The sequence below is a fragment of the Haloferax sp. AS1 genome (genome assembly GCF_014530665.1).
GTDB classification, from domain to species: Archaea; Halobacteriota; Halobacteria; order Halobacteriales; family Haloferacaceae; genus Haloferax; species Haloferax volcanii.
Genome location: NZ_SPSA01000001.1, coordinates 829618 through 843800, shown reverse-complemented (window position 1 = coordinate 843800; position 14183 = coordinate 829618). Strand labels below are relative to the sequence as shown.

At 69.0% G+C, this 14183-nt stretch carries 16 protein-coding genes; 5 read left to right on the top strand and 11 right to left on the bottom strand.

Annotated elements, in window-relative coordinates:
• The first annotated feature begins 109 nt into the window (after window positions 1-109).
• Entirely contained in the window at window positions 110-553 is a 444-nt protein-coding gene (locus tag E4P24_RS04570; protein ID WP_004044098.1) for a hypothetical protein, read from the top strand.
• A gap of 113 nt (window positions 554-666) precedes the next feature.
• Here the strand turns inward: E4P24_RS04570 and E4P24_RS04565 are convergent, their stop codons facing one another.
• Window positions 667-1398, bottom strand: coding sequence for an NAD(+)/NADH kinase (locus E4P24_RS04565; RefSeq protein ID WP_188148176.1), 732 nt, complete (start codon window positions 1396-1398; stop codon window positions 667-669).
• A gap of 173 nt (window positions 1399-1571) precedes the next feature.
• Entirely contained in the window at window positions 1572-2879 is a 1308-nt protein-coding gene (locus tag E4P24_RS04560; protein ID WP_188148175.1) for a M28 family peptidase, read from the bottom strand.
• A 202-nt stretch (window positions 2880-3081) separates the two neighbouring features.
• Between E4P24_RS04560 and E4P24_RS04555 the strand changes: the two genes are divergently transcribed.
• Window positions 3082-4248 carry a thiolase domain-containing protein gene (locus E4P24_RS04555; protein WP_115860243.1) on the top strand — a complete coding sequence of 389 codons (1167 nt, stop codon included), beginning with the start codon at window positions 3082-3084 and terminating at the stop codon, window positions 4246-4248.
• Window positions 4245-4625: a Zn-ribbon domain-containing OB-fold protein gene (locus E4P24_RS04550; protein WP_115802300.1), complete on the top strand. Its 381-nt coding sequence runs from the start codon at window positions 4245-4247 to the stop codon at window positions 4623-4625. The genes E4P24_RS04555 and E4P24_RS04550 overlap by 4 nt, the downstream gene beginning before the upstream one ends.
• Window positions 4626-4637: 12 nt before the next feature.
• Here the strand turns inward: E4P24_RS04550 and E4P24_RS04545 are convergent, their stop codons facing one another.
• From E4P24_RS04545 to E4P24_RS04515, 7 genes are all read right to left on the bottom strand, one after another.
• Window positions 4638-4781, bottom strand: a complete 144-nt coding sequence (locus E4P24_RS04545) for a hypothetical protein (protein WP_188148174.1) — start codon at window positions 4779-4781, stop codon at window positions 4638-4640.
• A 41-nt stretch (window positions 4782-4822) separates the two neighbouring features.
• Window positions 4823-5749, bottom strand: a complete 927-nt coding sequence (locus E4P24_RS04540; protein WP_004044104.1) for an alpha/beta fold hydrolase — start codon at window positions 5747-5749, stop codon at window positions 4823-4825.
• An 87-nt stretch (window positions 5750-5836) separates the two neighbouring features.
• Window positions 5837-6949, bottom strand: coding sequence for a methylmalonyl Co-A mutase-associated GTPase MeaB (gene meaB / locus E4P24_RS04535; protein WP_006600555.1), 1113 nt, complete (start codon window positions 6947-6949; stop codon window positions 5837-5839).
• Window positions 6950-6951: 2 nt separating this feature from the next.
• A complete protein-coding gene (locus tag E4P24_RS04530; protein WP_004044106.1) occupies window positions 6952-7371 on the bottom strand; it encodes a cobalamin B12-binding domain-containing protein in 420 nt (139 codons plus the stop codon).
• A gap of 57 nt (window positions 7372-7428) precedes the next feature.
• Window positions 7429-9255 carry a S9 family peptidase gene (locus E4P24_RS04525; protein WP_188148173.1) on the bottom strand — a complete coding sequence of 609 codons (1827 nt, stop codon included), beginning with the start codon at window positions 9253-9255 and terminating at the stop codon, window positions 7429-7431.
• Window positions 9256-9294: 39 nt separating this feature from the next.
• A complete protein-coding gene (locus tag E4P24_RS04520; RefSeq protein WP_115802299.1) occupies window positions 9295-10017 on the bottom strand; it encodes a hypothetical protein in 723 nt (240 codons plus the stop codon).
• 13 nt (window positions 10018-10030) lie between these two features.
• Window positions 10031-10288: an MTH865 family protein gene (locus tag E4P24_RS04515; protein ID WP_004044109.1), complete on the bottom strand. Its 258-nt coding sequence runs from the start codon at window positions 10286-10288 to the stop codon at window positions 10031-10033.
• A gap of 151 nt (window positions 10289-10439) precedes the next feature.
• Between E4P24_RS04515 and E4P24_RS04510 the strand changes: the two genes are divergently transcribed.
• A complete protein-coding gene (locus tag E4P24_RS04510; RefSeq protein WP_004044110.1) occupies window positions 10440-11486 on the top strand; it encodes a M42 family metallopeptidase in 1047 nt (348 codons plus the stop codon).
• Between the two features lie 144 nt (window positions 11487-11630).
• Complete coding sequence (locus tag E4P24_RS04505; RefSeq protein WP_004044111.1) at window positions 11631-12254, top strand: halocyanin domain-containing protein; 624 nt, start codon at window positions 11631-11633, stop codon at window positions 12252-12254.
• A 108-nt stretch (window positions 12255-12362) separates the two neighbouring features.
• On the opposite strand, the gene E4P24_RS04500 is transcribed toward E4P24_RS04505, so the two are convergent.
• On the bottom strand, window positions 12363-13421 hold the full coding sequence (locus E4P24_RS04500; RefSeq protein ID WP_004064325.1) for a glycosyltransferase family 4 protein: 1059 nt from the start codon (window positions 13419-13421) through the stop codon (window positions 12363-12365).
• Window positions 13422-13526: 105 nt separating this feature from the next.
• Complete coding sequence (locus E4P24_RS04495) at window positions 13527-14168, bottom strand: DUF420 domain-containing protein (protein ID WP_004044113.1); 642 nt, start codon at window positions 14166-14168, stop codon at window positions 13527-13529.
• Window positions 14169-14183: the final 15 nt, after the last annotated feature.

Below are 14183 nucleotides of genomic sequence, written 5' to 3'. Positions count from 1 at the left end.
CATTTCGATTCGCGTCGCGGAAAAGTCCCTCAGAATAGCGGTTGCGCTCGGCGCGGTCTCCCGCGTCGGATTGGAAAAACTCTAATGAGTCTCGCCCCGACGGTCCTGTATGCACCCATTACAGTTCCTCGTCCCGCTCGACCAGTTGGCGGCGGTCGAACCGGTCGTCCCGCACGTGGCGCTCGTGCTCGTGCTTGCGAACTTCGCGACGCGTTTTCTCGGCCATCGGTCGCACGTCCGGCAGGCCGAGGAGGGTGGTGAGGAGGCCATCTCCCGGTATCTCCCGCACACGATCACTTCGGGCGCGCTCGTGGTGACCTCGTTCCTCTTCTTGGTCGTCGAGCCGCACGGCGGCATGGTGCTGTCCGTGCTGGTCGTCGGGATGTTCGTCACCGACTTCTTCGAGTTCGAAGCGCGCAAGGTCGAAGCCCGCACCGACAAACCGCTCGAACGCCCGAACGGCTCGCTCGTCGCCGCGGGGCTCGTGCTCCTGTACGCCGGGTTCCAGAGTCTCTTCTTCCTCGTCTCGGACTACTGGAGCCTCATCGTCTAAGCCCGCGACGCTCGCTTTTCCGCGTCGCGCTTCGCACCGCGCACGAGGAACACGTATTTTCGTCACGTCGAGCGCCGCCGCTTGGAGTCCGGAATCACGGGCGGGCGAGGCGTTCACTCGACGAGAAGCGGAATGCTCCCGTCGCGGTCGACGACCACAGACTCCGACGGAGAGACTTCCCGGATGACCTCGTCGTCGGCGACGAGCGAGACGGGCGCGTCGTCGCGTTCGACCGACAGTCTGACCGGGGGTTGGAGAACCCACGAGTTCGTCTGGGTCGCGTACGGCGAGACGGGAACGACCGCGAGCCCAGCGGCCGGGCCGACGACCGCGCCGCCAGCGGCGCGCGCGTAGCCGGAGCTTCCGAGCGGTGTGGCGACGACGACGCCGTCGGCTCGGAACTCGTCGACCGAGGTCCAGCGCGCCGCCGCGCGCGACTCGTCGGGCGGGTCGGACGAAAACGGGACCGCCGCCTCCGCGTGGGCGACGCCGTACTCGGAGATGTGCGCCGGCTCGCTCGTGACGAGCATCGCGTCGAGGAGCGCGCGGCCCACCGCGTCGCCGCCGACACGGAGCGAGAGCGTCGGATGGTCGACGACCCGGCCGTCGCCCGCGGCGAACGCGGACAGCCGCGCTTCGAGGTCGCGCCGCGGCGTGGCCCACGGCGCACCGCAGTCGACGGGGACGACCGGACACGCCCACTCGGAGCCGAGCGCGACCGTCGAGAGCGCCGACTCGCCGACCGCGACGACGGCGTCCGCGTCGGCCGGCTCCGATTCGACCGACGCACCGGCCGCTCTGACGGCGGTGGCGACCGAGTCGTCACCGACGATACCGAATTTCATCGTCGTCCACCCGCGGCGAGCCCCCGTAGCATCGTCCCGTGCTACGCCGCGGCGAATAAAAGCCCTCGTGGTTCGGTCCGGTGGTGGGCGGCGCGGGCCGGGCGGTCGGGCGGCGCGGGCCGAGCGGTCGGGCGGTCGGGCGGGTCGGGCGGGTGCTGTGCGTCGCCGGCGCCTCAGAACGGCCAGTCGCCGGTGACTCTCATGCCTTCCGCTTGGTCTTCGGCTTCGAGCGCGGCCGCGATGTCGGCGGGGTCTGCGTGGGGTATCTCGCGGTCGGCGTCGGCGAGTTCGACGGTCAGTTCGGTCAGGAGAATCGCCTGCTCGCGGAGCGTCCGCGACTCCAGTTTCTCGATGGTGTCGGCGTGCGTGTGGCCCCAGCCGCGGCCGCGGCCCTCCTTTTCGCTGCCGACCATGTACGCCGGGACGCCGTGGGCGACGAACGGCCAGTGGTCGCTGTGCGGGAGCTGTTCGGGCAGCGTCGAAACGTCGTGGTCGAACCGCTCGGCGACGGTCTCGGCGGCGGCTTCGAGTTCGTCGAAGCCGTGGGTGGTGAGCTTGAGCGTCCGCCCGGCGACGACGCCGTCGTTGTTGACGATGGCTTTCACGTTCGCCCGGTCGTCGCCGAGGCGCTCGGCCTCGTACTCGGAGCCGACGAGGCCGACCTCCTCCGCGCCGAAGCAGACGAAGCGAACGCGCGTGTCGAGTTCGTCCTCGCGGGCGGCGAGCGCGCGGGCGACTTCGACCACCATCGCGGTGCCCGCGCCGTTGTCCATCGCGCCCTCGGCGATGTCGTGGGCGTCGAGGTGGCTCGTGACGAGCACCTCCTCGTCGGTGTCGGGGCCGAGTTCGGCGTGGACGTTCCCGCTTTCGGCCGCGGGTGCTTCGCAGGTCACGTCGACGGTCACTTCGTCGCCGTCGAACCGACGGCGGAGGCGCGCGCCGACCTCTTTGCTCACGCCGACCGCGGGGATGTCACCGATGGGCGCGTCGGCGGTGCCGACGCTCCCCGTGGGCGGGAGTTGACCGGGAACGTGGTTGGCGAAGACGAACGCGGCCGCGCCGGCCTCGACGGCGTAGTAGTACTTCTCGCGGCGGTGGATGAAGCGGTCGTAGTGGTCGGGCACCGTCGTGGAGACGACGACGACCTTCCCCGAGAGGTCGCGGTCGAAGTCCTCGGGCAGGCCGTAACCGAGGTCGACCAGTTCGCCGCTCGCGGTCCCGGCGGGACTGCGCGGGAGCGCGATGCAGTCCTGCGTGGTGTCGGCGGCGTAGACGGCGCTGTCGCCGCGCTCCCAGCCCTGAATCTCGAAGGGGTCGATGCGGGCGTTCCGCGCGCCGACGCGTTCGAGGGCGTCTCGCGTCGCCTCCATCGCCTCGCGCTCGCCGGGCGAGCCGGTCATCCGGTTGCCGATGTCGACGAGCCGCTCTAAGTGGTTCCAGCCGACCTCGCTGGTGAACGTGTCGCCTATCCAGTCACTCATAGTGGACCGTCTCGCGGGACCGTGGTAACGGTTGCGATGGGTCGAAAACGCGGCGGTGATGCGACGGAGAAATCGGCCGACACCGGCGGGACGCTCGCTTCGTCGCGTCGCGGCCGCGGGCGCGGGGGAGCGAGAGCCGAACCGCGACTCCGCCCGCGGGCGAGCGGCAGGTTCAAGGACCATCTATCACGTACGTTCATCCATGACTGACGTGCGAATCGCCGGGGTCGGACTGACGAAGTTCGGCAGTCACCCCGAGCGAACCGGCCGCGACCTGTTCGCGGAGGCCGCCCTCGCCGCCCGCGAGGACGCCGGCGTCTCCCGCGACGACTACGAGGAAATCTTCTACGGCAACTTCATGGGCGAACTCGCCGAGAAGCAGGGCCATCAGGGGCCGGTCATGGCCGAGGCCGCCGGCCTCGACTGCCCCGCGACCCGCTACGAACAGGCCTGCGCCTCCGCGGGCGTCGCCTTCCGGCAGGCCGTCGCGACGATTCGGAGCGGCGCGGCCGACGTGGTCCTCGCCGGCGGCATGGAGCGCATGAACAACCTCGGGACCGCCGAGGTGACGCAGTCGCTCGCCATCGCCGCGGACGAACTGTTCGAGGTCCGCGCGGGCGTCACGTTCCCCGGCGCGTACGCGCTCATGGCCCGCGCGTACTTCGATGCCTTCGGCGGCGACAGCGAAGACCTCGCGCACATCGCGGTGAAGAACCACGCCAACGCGATGCAGAACGACTACGCGCAGTTCCACCGCGAAATCACGGTCGACGACGCGCTCGAAAGCCCCGTCGTCGCAGACCCGCTTTCCCTCTACGACGCCTGTCCCATCACCGACGGCGCGAGCGCGGTCGTCCTCGTCAGCGACGACTACGCCGAGCGACACGGGCTCGACGCGCCCGTCACCGTCACCGGGTCGGGACAGGGCGGCGACAAGGCCGCGCTCCAAGACAGACCCCATCTCGCGCGGACGCCCGCCGCGACGAAAGCCGCCGACGCCGCCTACGCGGACGCCGGTATCGGCCCCGACGACGTGGACGTGGCCGAGGTCCACGACTGCTTCACCATCGCCGAGGTGCTCGCGCTCGAATCGCTCGGCCTCTACGACCACGGCGAGGGCGTCGGCGCGGCCGCCCGCGGCGAGACGACCCGCGACGGCGACCTCCCGGTGAATCTCTCGGGCGGCCTCAAGGCGAAGGGTCACCCCGTCGGCGCGACGGGAACCGCCCAAGTCGTCGAGATGACGAAGCTCCTCCGCGGCGACCACGGCAACAGCGACGCCGTCCCCGACGCTCGGGTCGGCGTCACCCACAACGCGGGCGGGACCGTCGCCAGCGCGGTCGTCCACGTGCTGGAGGTGGACCGATGACCGACACCGGCTACGACGAGTGGCTGGCCGCAATCGCGGACGGCGAGGGGTACTATCTCGCGTGTCCCGACGGCCACGGGTCGCTGCCGCCGCGGCGCTCCTGTCCGCACTGCGGCGCGGCCGAGTTGACCGAGGAACCGCTCCCGGCGACGGGCGAGGTTCTCACCTTTACCGAGGTGCACGTCCCTGCGCCGAACTTCGCAGACGAAGCGCCCTACGTGACGGCCGTCGCGTCGTTCGGCCCGGTCAAGCTCACGGGCGTCGTCCGCGACCTCCCCGCCGACGAGGTCGACCTCGGCACGACCGTCTCGGTCGGCGTGGGCGAGAACGCGACGACCGACGAGCGGTTGGTCGTGTTCCGGCCCGCGAGCGAGTAGCGCCGCGGCCACTTACTCGTCGCGCGCCTCCACGGCCTCCAGCGGCGAGCGCCAGCCGAAGATGTACGACCCGAGGAGCCACGCCCAGAAGCCGGCCGCGAGGAGCGCGATGGCTCCGTACAGAAACAGCGAGAACAGCGAGAGGGAGTCGAGCATCGGTTCAAATCACGGATTGTGTTGCGGTCGGGACGCGACGCTCAGTCGAGGGCGTCGCGGACGGTGTCGACGAAGGCGTTCGGGAACTCGACGTGCGGGAGCAGCATCGCGTCGTCGAAGACGACGAGCGTGCAGTCCGCGGCGTCCGCGAGGTCGCGGCCCCGCTTCAGCGGCGTGATGTCGCTCTCGCGGCCCCAGACGAGCGTCGTCGGCACGTCGAGCGCCGCCAGCGCCCCGCCGAGGTCGATGTCGGTGTTGAGGTAGCCGGAGATGAACGACGCCGGCGCGAAGCGCGCGCCCTCCTGATGAGCCGTGCGCCACTCGTACTCCTGCCACTCCTCGCCGGCCTTCTCGGGGTCGTAGTAGCCGTGGTCGGCGTTGAAGTAGCGAATCGACGGCCGGGAGGCGACGACGTTGAACAGCGCCTCGCCGACGACCGGCGCGCGGACGAGTTCGCGGAGCCACTCCTTCGGGTCGGGGCCGCCGCGCGACGTGGGGCAGACGAGGACGAACCGCGAGACGGACACGTCGTCCCGCTCCGCGGCGGCGACGGCATAGGCCGCGGTGAGCGACGAGGCGAGGACCGCGGGGTCGTCGTACTCCGCGAGGAAGTCGCCGGCGAAGTCCTCGTAGAGCGCGGGCGAGTAGTACAGCGCCGGGCGGTCCGACAGGCCGAACCCGGGGAGATCGGGCGCGACGACGTGGTAGTCCTCGGCGAGCGTCGAAAACACCTCGCGGAACTCGCCGGACGACCCCGCGGCGTTGATACCGTGGAGGCAGACGAGCGTCGGGTCGTCTTCGCTCCCGGCCTCGACGTACGACACGTCCATGCCGCGCCAGCGATACGTCCCGTGCGACCCGGACAGCGGCGGTTCGAGGGGTTCAACGCGCTTCGAGAGGGCCGCGTTGGCCGCGGCGGTGAGGCCGACGCCGGCGGCGGCCAGTCCGATGGCTCGTCGGAGTTTCATGTCACGTAGATGGCGCGCGGTGGCCTTAATTCGCCCGCCCGTGGCGGGATGGTGGGCGGGGCAAACGTCGTCTTGGCCTCGGTCGGCTCAGTCGGCTCGGTCGTCCAGACACTCCCGGAGCGGTTCGAGCACGTCTTCAGCGACCGCGTAGGGGTCGGTCTCCTTTTCGACGACGGCCTGAGCGAACTCCTCGACTCCGCCGCGTCGGTCGAGTTCGGCTTCGAGGAGCCGGTTCACGTCGCTTCGGAGGAGCTGTCGAATCTCCTCGCCCGCGCGCTTGCGAGCCTTCTCCGCCAACTCGCCGGAGGCGTCGAGGTAGTCGCGGTGGTCGTCCAGCGTCTCGACCAACTCGTCGATTCCCTCGCCGGTCGTGGCGACGGTTTCGAGGACCTGCGGCGTCCAGACGAGGGGTTCGTCGGCGTTGGATGGGTCACCCTCGGCGTCGCTTTCGGCGTCGCTCGCGTCCGCGTGCCCGCCGTGACCGCCGCCGTGGCCGTCGTCGAACGCCGCGGCCCCGTGGTGGCCCGTATCGAGGTTCGCCCGCGGGTCGTCGCGGAGGTGAATCATCTCCTGTAACTCTGCGACGGTACGCGATGCGCCCTCCATGTCGGCCTTGTTGACGACGAACACGTCGCCGATTTCGAGGATGCCCGCCTTGAGCATCTGCACGTCGTCGCCGCTGCCGGGTTGGACGAGGACGACGACCGTGTCGGCGGTCTTCACCACGTCCACCTCGTTTTGTCCCGCGCCGACCGTCTCGATGATGATGCGGTCTTTCCCGAAGGCGTCGAGCGCCTTCACGGCGTCCGCGGTGGCGGTCGAGAGGCCGCCGAGCTGGCCGCGAGCGCTCATCGACCGGAAGAACACGTCCATGTCACCGACGTTCGAGGCCATGCGGATGCGGTCGCCGAGGACGGCCCCGCCGGTGTACGGCGAGGAGGGGTCCACGGCGATGACGCCGACCGTCTCGCCCTGGTCGCGGTAGTACTTCGCCAGTTTGTCCACGAGCGTCGATTTGCCGGCCCCCGGACTGCCCGTGATGCCGACGACGGACGCGTCGCCCGTGTGCGCGTGGAGTTCCGAGACGATGTCCCGGTAGCCCGGCGACTGCGACTCGATTTTCGTGATGGCGCGCGCGAGCGCCCGGTGCTCGCCGTCGAGGAGTCGCTCGACGAGGTCGGATTCGACCGCCCGACTCATCGTCACGGTCGCTCGGGCGCGTGTTCCTTCACGAAGTCGATGGTCTCCTGCATCGGCGTGCCGGGGCCGAAGATGGCGTCGACGCCCTCTTCGAGGAGACCGGGTCGGTCCTCTTCGGGGATGATGCCGCCGACGATGACGAGCGTGTCGTCGAGCGCGCCGTACTCTTCGAGACCGGCCATCACCTTCGGGACGAGCGTGTTGTGCGCGCCGGAGAGAATGGAGATACCCAGCACGTCAACGTCCTCTTGGACCGTCGCCTGGATGATTTCGTCCGGGGCGCGATGCAACCCCGAGTAGATGACTTCGAATCCCGCGTCGCGGAAGGCGCGAGAGATGACGTGTGCGCCGCGGTCGTGGCCGTCCAGTCCCACCTTGGCGATGAGACACCGGATCGTTCGCTGTTCGGAGTCCGCGCTCATAGACGGGGATTCGATGTCCCGCGCTTTGACTCTAACGGAAAATAAGGTAGGTCCGCCTCAGTCGTCCGCGGCGGGCGCGCTCCGGACGTACTCGTCGAGGAAGTCTGCTATCTGAGAGTACGCCTCGACGCGGTTCTCCAGTTTGGTAAAGCCGTGACCCTCGTCGTCGAAGATGAGTTCGCGGACGTGGGCGTGTTCCCTCGCCTCCTCGACGAGTTGGTGGGCCTCGCTGACCGGCACCCGCGGGTCGTTTTCGCCGTGGAGGACGAAAAGCGGCGCGCGAATCGTCTCGACGTTGTTGATGGGCGAGATGGATTCGAGGAACTCGCGGTCGTCTTCGAGCGAGCCGTACTCCGCCTCGCGGAGTTCGCGCCGCCAGTCGCCCGTGTTTTCGAGGAACGTCACGAAGTTCGCGATGCCGACGATGTCGACGCCGGCGGCCCAGAGGTCGGGGTACTCGGTCATCGCCGCGAGCACCATGAACCCGCCGTACGAGCCGCCCATGGCGACGATTTTGTCCGGGTCGACCGCCGGGTGGTCGTGGAGCCACTCGACGGCGGCCTCGATGTCGGCGACGGAGTCCATCCGCTTTTCCACGTCGTCGAGGTGGCCGTAGGCCTTCCCGTAGCCCGCGGAGCCGCGGACGTTCGGCTCGAAGTAGGCGTACCCCCGCGAGAGGAAGTACTGCTTGACCGCCGAGAACGACGGCCGGCGCTGGGACTCCGGCCCGCCGTGGATGTCCACGATGACGGGCGTCTCCCCCTCCGGCGACTCCTCGGGGAGCGTGAAGAACGCCGGGATGTCGCGGCCGTCGAACGTCGGATACCGGACGAGTTCGGGCGGGACGAACGTGTCCCGCGGGATGCCCGCCGTCGCCGCGAGCGTCCACCGCTCGGCGTCGCCCGTGGCCAACTCGACCACGTAGACGTTCGCGGTGTCGGCGCTGGCGGTGACGGTGACCGCGGCGCGCTCGCCGTCCGGGGAGAACGAGACGCCGCCGGCGACGCCGTTCGGCAGGTCGGGTTGGGGGGGCGCGTCGATGCGGTCGGGCGCGGTGAGTTCACCGAAGGTGAGTTCGGTGTAGCCCTCGACGTTCCGCGAGTAGACGAGTCGGCGCGAGTCGCGGTCGATGCTGAGACCGTCCAGTTCGTGGTCACCGCCGGTCTCGACGGTGGTGAACTCCCCGGAGGCGAGTTCGTAGCGGACGAGTTCGAGCGTGTCGCTCCCGCGGTCGGTCACCATGTAGACGTTCTCGCCGTCGGGACCCCACTCGGGGCTCTGGAAGCGGACCGTCCCCTGATGCGGCGTGAGGTGGGTCAACTCGCCCGTGGAGAGGTCGAGCACCGACACGTCCTGGTCGAAGTTCGAGTACGCCTCTTGGACGATGAGCTTCGAGTCGTCGGGCGAGAAGCCGCCGACGGTGAGCCAGCCGTCGCCCTCGTGGACGAGTTCGGCGTCGGTGCCGGTCCCGTCTCGGGCCTGCACGTACACGTCGAAGACGGCGTTGTCGCGGCGGTTCGAGGTGAACGCGAACCGCTCGCCGTCGTGGCTCCAGCCGCCCCAGCGGTGCTTGGCGTCCGGGTGTTCGGTCAGGTTCTCGATGACGCCGGTGTCGGGTTCGAGCCGGAACAGCTGGGCGCGCTCGTTGCCGCCGTTGTCCATGCCGAAAGCCAGTTCGGGTCGCTCGGGCGACCACGAGGCGAAGGTGACGCGCTCCTCGTAGAAGGTCCGCTGTTCGGGCCACGCGCCGGGCGAATCGACCGTCCAGACCTGCGGGACGCCCGTCGTGTCCATGAGGAACGACAGGCGCTCGCCGTCGGCCGAAAAGGACGCGCCGTAGGCGCTCCTGATGTTCAGGTAGCGCTCGATGTCGTACGTTCGCATACCTCGAATTGCCCCGGCGACGAGAAATCGGTTTGGGTGTCAGAAGTCCGAAAGTCGGGCGTCCTCGCGGTCGGTCCAGCCGCGCATCTTCGCGTACGCCTCGGGGTTCGTCGGCACGCCCTCGGTGTTGAGCAGGCGTTCGGGGTACAGTTCGAAGGCGATGCCGATGAGTTGGTACTCCAGTTCTTCGAGGTACGGCCGCGTGTCGGGGTACGGCCCCTCCGTGCCGACCGCCCACGGTTCGACCCAGAAGTACACCGGCTCGCGGAGCCGCGGCGGGTCGGTCGAAGCGAACAGCGCGTCCAGCCAGCGGTCGTACTTCCCCGGCCCGTCGTCGCGGAAGGCGGCCGACGAGAGGTCTCCGAAGTGGTAGTAGTTCCCGTAGCCCCAGCGCGCGAGTTTGCCGTCGTTGGTGTCGACGTTCCGCAGATTGCTGTTGAGGTCGGTGCCGGACGCGCCGAACTTCCCGCACTTACCGAGGTATCGGGGGACGACCTCGTCGCCGGCGAGGGTGTACATCATGTAGACGAGCCCCTCGTAGCGGCCCTCGCGGCGGTCGTAGTCGGTGACGACGCGGCCGCCGGCCTCGCGGAGCCGCCGCTCCATGCGTTCGCCGCGGCGGAGCGTCCGCCGACCGGAGCGACCGTACGCGATGGTGTCGACGGTCCCGTCGGCGGTCGTCTCGAACAGTGAAATCGGGTCCGCGGCGTCGACGAAGCGGTCGACGAAGCGGTCCCAGAGCGCGCGTTTCGTCTCGGTCACGCGACGACCGAACTCAGATCATGCCTTCGGCCTTGAGGCCGGCGATGATGTCGTCGACGAGGCTCTCGGCGTCCTCGTACGGGAAATCCTGATGCTTGCCGAGCTTGGCGGCCAGCTCCATCGCCGTGACGGTCACGTCGTCCGTCTTGAACTTCGTGCCCGGACCGTTCGGGAGCGCGGGGACGAGCGACATCTGATTTTCCACGGGGAAATCCGCGTTTTCGAACGCGTCCATGAACTGCTCGCGGAGCTGAGATTCGGTATCGGACATACGGTGTACCTTCGGAGAGAACTGGAAAAGCGTTCCGGAAAAACAATGACTATATTTAGAGTTCTTCCGAGACGGCGCGGCGGACCATCGAGTGCCGGCACGGTCGCCCGGGACCGATGGACTTATCTACACCGGCAATTCATGCACTCGCATGGAGTTCGACTTCGACCGCCTGAAGCAGCTTACCGAGACCAGCGGCGTCCCCGGCTATGAAGACCGCATCCGCGCGCTCGTCCGCGAGGACCTCGAAGCGACGACCGATTCCGTCCGGGTCGACGGGATGGGCAACGTCGTCGGCACCATCGAAGGCGAGAGCGACTACGAGGTCGCCGTCGCGGCCCACATGGACGAAATCGGCTTCATGGTCCGCCACGTCAACGACGAGGGCTTCCTGCAACTCGACGCCCTCGGCGGCTGGGACCCCCGCGTCCTGAAGGCCCAGCGCGTGACCGTCCACGCGGAAGACGAAGACCTCACGGGCGTCATCGGCTCGGTTCCCCCGCACACGCTGACGGAAGAACAGAAGCAGAAGGAGCCGAAGGTCGAGGACGTGTACGTCGACCTCGGCCTGCCCGCCGAGACCGTCGAGGAGACCGTCTCCGTCGGCGACCTCGTGACGATGGAACAGACGACCGTCCGCATGGGGAACCACGTGACGGGGAAAGCCATCGACGACCGCGTCTGCCTGTTCGCCATGCTGGAGGCCGCCAAACGCATCGAGAACCCCGAGGTGACGATTCACTTCGCCGCGACGGTCCAAGAGGAAGTCGGCCTCCGCGGCGCGCAGGCGCTCGGCGTCGACCTCGACCCCGACCTCGCGCTCGGCCTCGACACCACCGTCGCCAACGACGTGCCCGGCTTCGACCCCGCCGACCACGTCACGAAACTCGGTGCGGGCGCGGGCATCAAGCTCAAGGATTCGAGCGCCATCGCCAACCCGAAGGTCCACCGCCGCCTCCGCGCCGTGGCCGAGGACGACGACATCCCCTACCAGATGGAACTGCTCCCCGCGGGCGGCACCGACACCGGCGGCTTCCAGAACAGCTACGGCGCGAAGCCCGTCGGCGCGATTTCGATGCCGACGCGCTACCTCCACACCGTCACCGAGAGCGTCCACGAGGACGACGTGGTCGCCTACATCGACCTCCTGACGGCCTTCCTGGAGAGCGAGACGGGCGAGTTCGACTACACGCTGTAAGCGACCCTCGGAAGACGAGCCCGGAAGCGACCCTCGTCGGCGCGGCCGACATCGCGGGGTCACCCCCCTATATCGAGGCGCGACACCCCCGACCGGCGGACGAGAACCAAAGTATTCACTACAAGCCCACACCAAGCGGCGGACATGACCGACGGCAACGTGGATATGTCTCGGCGGGCGTTCCTCGGGGCGGCCGCTGGCGGCGCGGCGGTCGCCGCCACTTCCGGCACGGCCGCGGCGCAGACGGAAGAACCGGACTTCGGCGGCCACCTCGACGGCATCGACGGAGGGTACGAAGACCTCCGCGGCCAAAGCGAGGTCACCATCGAAGTGGGCGCAGAAGGTAACGGCGGCGCACTCGCGTTCTCCCCCGCGGGCGTCTGGATAGACACCGGCACGACCGTGACGTGGGAGTGGACCGGCGAGGGCGGCGGCCACAACGTCGTCGCGAGCGAGGGCGCGTCGCTCGACTCCGGCGCGGCCGTCTCCGAGGCCGGAAGCACCTACGAGTACACCTTCGAAGAGGGCGACGCGGGCATCACGAAGTACCACTGCGTGCCCCACGAGGCGCTCGGGATGCTCGGCGCGGTCGCCGTCGGCGGCGACGTGCCGACCGTCAGCACCGGCGGTGGCGGCGGCCCGAGCCGCCCGCAGGTCCCCGACAGCGCGAAGTCCCTCGGCGTTGCGACGACGTTCGCGATGATCGCGACGCTCGGCCTCGCGTACTTCTTCATGAAGTACGGCGGCGACTACGACGTCCAGGACTGACGCGGTCGTCACTCCTCTCGATTTTTGCCAGTCGCGAGCGGCCGCGCTCGCCCGACTTCGGTCGCCGTCACGACGGCCGCCACCGCGACAGCCGCCACGGCGGTCGACTCAGAAGAAGCCGTAGTCGTCGCGCTCGGTCTCGTAGACCGATTCGTACTGCTCGATGACCCGTCGGAAGTCGTAGCGCGCGAAGTCGTCGTCGACCGTCTCGTGGTCGTACCGGCGGGCGGCGACGATTTCGTCCGCCAGCTCTTGGGGACTCGTGACGAGCGACCCGCGCTCGCGCCCCTCGACGAGTTCGTGGGCCGACGACCGCGCCTGATACTCGACGATGGACACACAGCCGCAGGCGAGCGCCCACAGCAGGTTCGTCGCGAAGGGCTCGACCGTCGCGGTCTGCGCGAAGACGTGCGCGCCCTTCATGATTGGCACCGCCTCGTTCGCGGAGAGTTCGCCGAGGAACTCCACGCGGTCGTCGATGCGGAGGTCGCGGGCGGTCTGTTCGGCCGTCGAGCGCTCGGGGCCGTCGCCGATGACGACCGCGGACCAGTCCTTGTCGCGGAGTTCCGCGAGCGCGAGGAGGAAGCTCTCGACGTTCGCGTGCTCGTCGAGGTCGCGGGCGTACACCACGTCCGCGCGCTCATCGGCGTCTGCGCTCCGGACGAGGTCCATGTTGATGGGCTCGGGGACGAGATGGGTCGAATCGACCGCAGCGCCGAGTTCGCGAACCTGCGTGCGGACCATCTCCGAGGGGACCAAGACGGCGTTCGGGGACTTCGCCGCCCGCCGGTAGGCCCGCGAGCCGCCGCGGTCGTCGCGGGTCCACCAGTCGGCGACGACCGGCGTCCGGAGGAACCGCGCCGCGGTCCTGACCGCCGTGACGTGCGACGGCGGGTAGCTCGCGACCTGAATCACGTCGGGTGAGACCTCGCGGAGGGCGAAGGGGACGCGGGAGGCGAAGCCGCCGACGGCGGGCGTGTCAGTCACGCGGTGATAGGTCACCCCGTCCTGTTTGAACTCGGCAACCTCGCCGTCCCACCACTTCGCACAGAGCACCGTCACCTCGTGGTCGCGCTCGGCGAGGAGTTCGGCCGTTCGTCGGAGCCGTCTGGTCGCTCCCGTCTCCTCGTGGTGCGTCGTGTACATCGAGACGAGCGCGACTCGCATATTCGCCGCCACTACGCCGCGCAATAAAAATCCACAGTTTTCGAGGACGCGACGCGACCGGGAACCGGAGCGCCGCGGGGGAACGGTTCGCCGGGGCGACGCGCCTCAGACCCCGACGACGGGCGCGAGGAGCGCGCCCGCGGACTCGACGGCGGTGACCGTGTACTCCCAACTGTACACGTGGTTGAGAAGCAGGTACGTCACGACGCCGAGGGCGAGCGAGACGAGCCACGCGCCGGCCGCGATACGGCCGACCTTCCGGTGGGGCGTCTCGGTCCGGAGTTCGCGCTCGGAGTGGGTTATCCCGAGGATGAGCGCGTAGAGGACGACCGGCACCGAGACGATAGAGAGGATGATGTGAATCGCCAGCATCGCAAGATACGGGTAGTACGCGAACGCGGGGCCGACGAACTCCTTGGTGCCGCCGCCGCCGATTTTCGCGAGATACATCACGAGGAAGACGAGGATGAGGCCGAACGACGTGACCATCGCGGCCGCGTGCTTCCGGACCTCGTCGCGACGAATCCAGCGCCAACCCGCCGCGATGACGAGGACGTTCACCGTGTTCACGACGGCGATGGCGTCCGAGAGGAGATTCACCTGTGGGAGCGACAGGTCGGGAAAGACCCTCCCGGGGACGACGCCGAGGAACGTCCCGATGACGAGGGCGTACCCGACCACCGAGAGGACGGCGGTCGCGGCCGCGGGGTGTTCCTTCAGGGGGTTGTCTGCGCTCGCAGTTGCCATGGCCGGGGATTGGGA

Coding starts and splice junctions, on each gene's coding strand:
- E4P24_RS04570 (WP_004044098.1), top strand. CDS start 110: ATGCACCCATTACAGTTCCTCGTCCCGCTCGACCAGTTGGCGGCGGTC.
- E4P24_RS04565 (WP_188148176.1), bottom strand. CDS start 1,398: ATGAAATTCGGTATCGTCGGTGACGACTCGGTCGCCACCGCCGTCAGA.
- E4P24_RS04560 (WP_188148175.1), bottom strand. CDS start 2,879: ATGAGTGACTGGATAGGCGACACGTTCACCAGCGAGGTCGGCTGGAAC.
- E4P24_RS04555 (WP_115860243.1), top strand. CDS start 3,082: ATGACTGACGTGCGAATCGCCGGGGTCGGACTGACGAAGTTCGGCAGT.
- E4P24_RS04550 (WP_115802300.1), top strand. CDS start 4,245: ATGACCGACACCGGCTACGACGAGTGGCTGGCCGCAATCGCGGACGGC.
- E4P24_RS04545 (WP_188148174.1), bottom strand. CDS start 4,781: ATGCTCGACTCCCTCTCGCTGTTCTCGCTGTTTCTGTACGGAGCCATC.
- E4P24_RS04540 (WP_004044104.1), bottom strand. CDS start 5,749: ATGAAACTCCGACGAGCCATCGGACTGGCCGCCGCCGGCGTCGGCCTC.
- meaB (WP_006600555.1), bottom strand. CDS start 6,949: ATGAGTCGGGCGGTCGAATCCGACCTCGTCGAGCGACTCCTCGACGGC.
- E4P24_RS04530 (WP_004044106.1), bottom strand. CDS start 7,371: ATGAGCGCGGACTCCGAACAGCGAACGATCCGGTGTCTCATCGCCAAG.
- E4P24_RS04525 (WP_188148173.1), bottom strand. CDS start 9,255: ATGCGAACGTACGACATCGAGCGCTACCTGAACATCAGGAGCGCCTAC.
- E4P24_RS04515 (WP_004044109.1), bottom strand. CDS start 10,288: ATGTCCGATACCGAATCTCAGCTCCGCGAGCAGTTCATGGACGCGTTC.
- E4P24_RS04510 (WP_004044110.1), top strand. CDS start 10,440: ATGGAGTTCGACTTCGACCGCCTGAAGCAGCTTACCGAGACCAGCGGC.
- E4P24_RS04505 (WP_004044111.1), top strand. CDS start 11,631: ATGACCGACGGCAACGTGGATATGTCTCGGCGGGCGTTCCTCGGGGCG.
- E4P24_RS04500 (WP_004064325.1), bottom strand. CDS start 13,421: ATGCGAGTCGCGCTCGTCTCGATGTACACGACGCACCACGAGGAGACG.
- E4P24_RS04495 (WP_004044113.1), bottom strand. CDS start 14,168: ATGGCAACTGCGAGCGCAGACAACCCCCTGAAGGAACACCCCGCGGCC.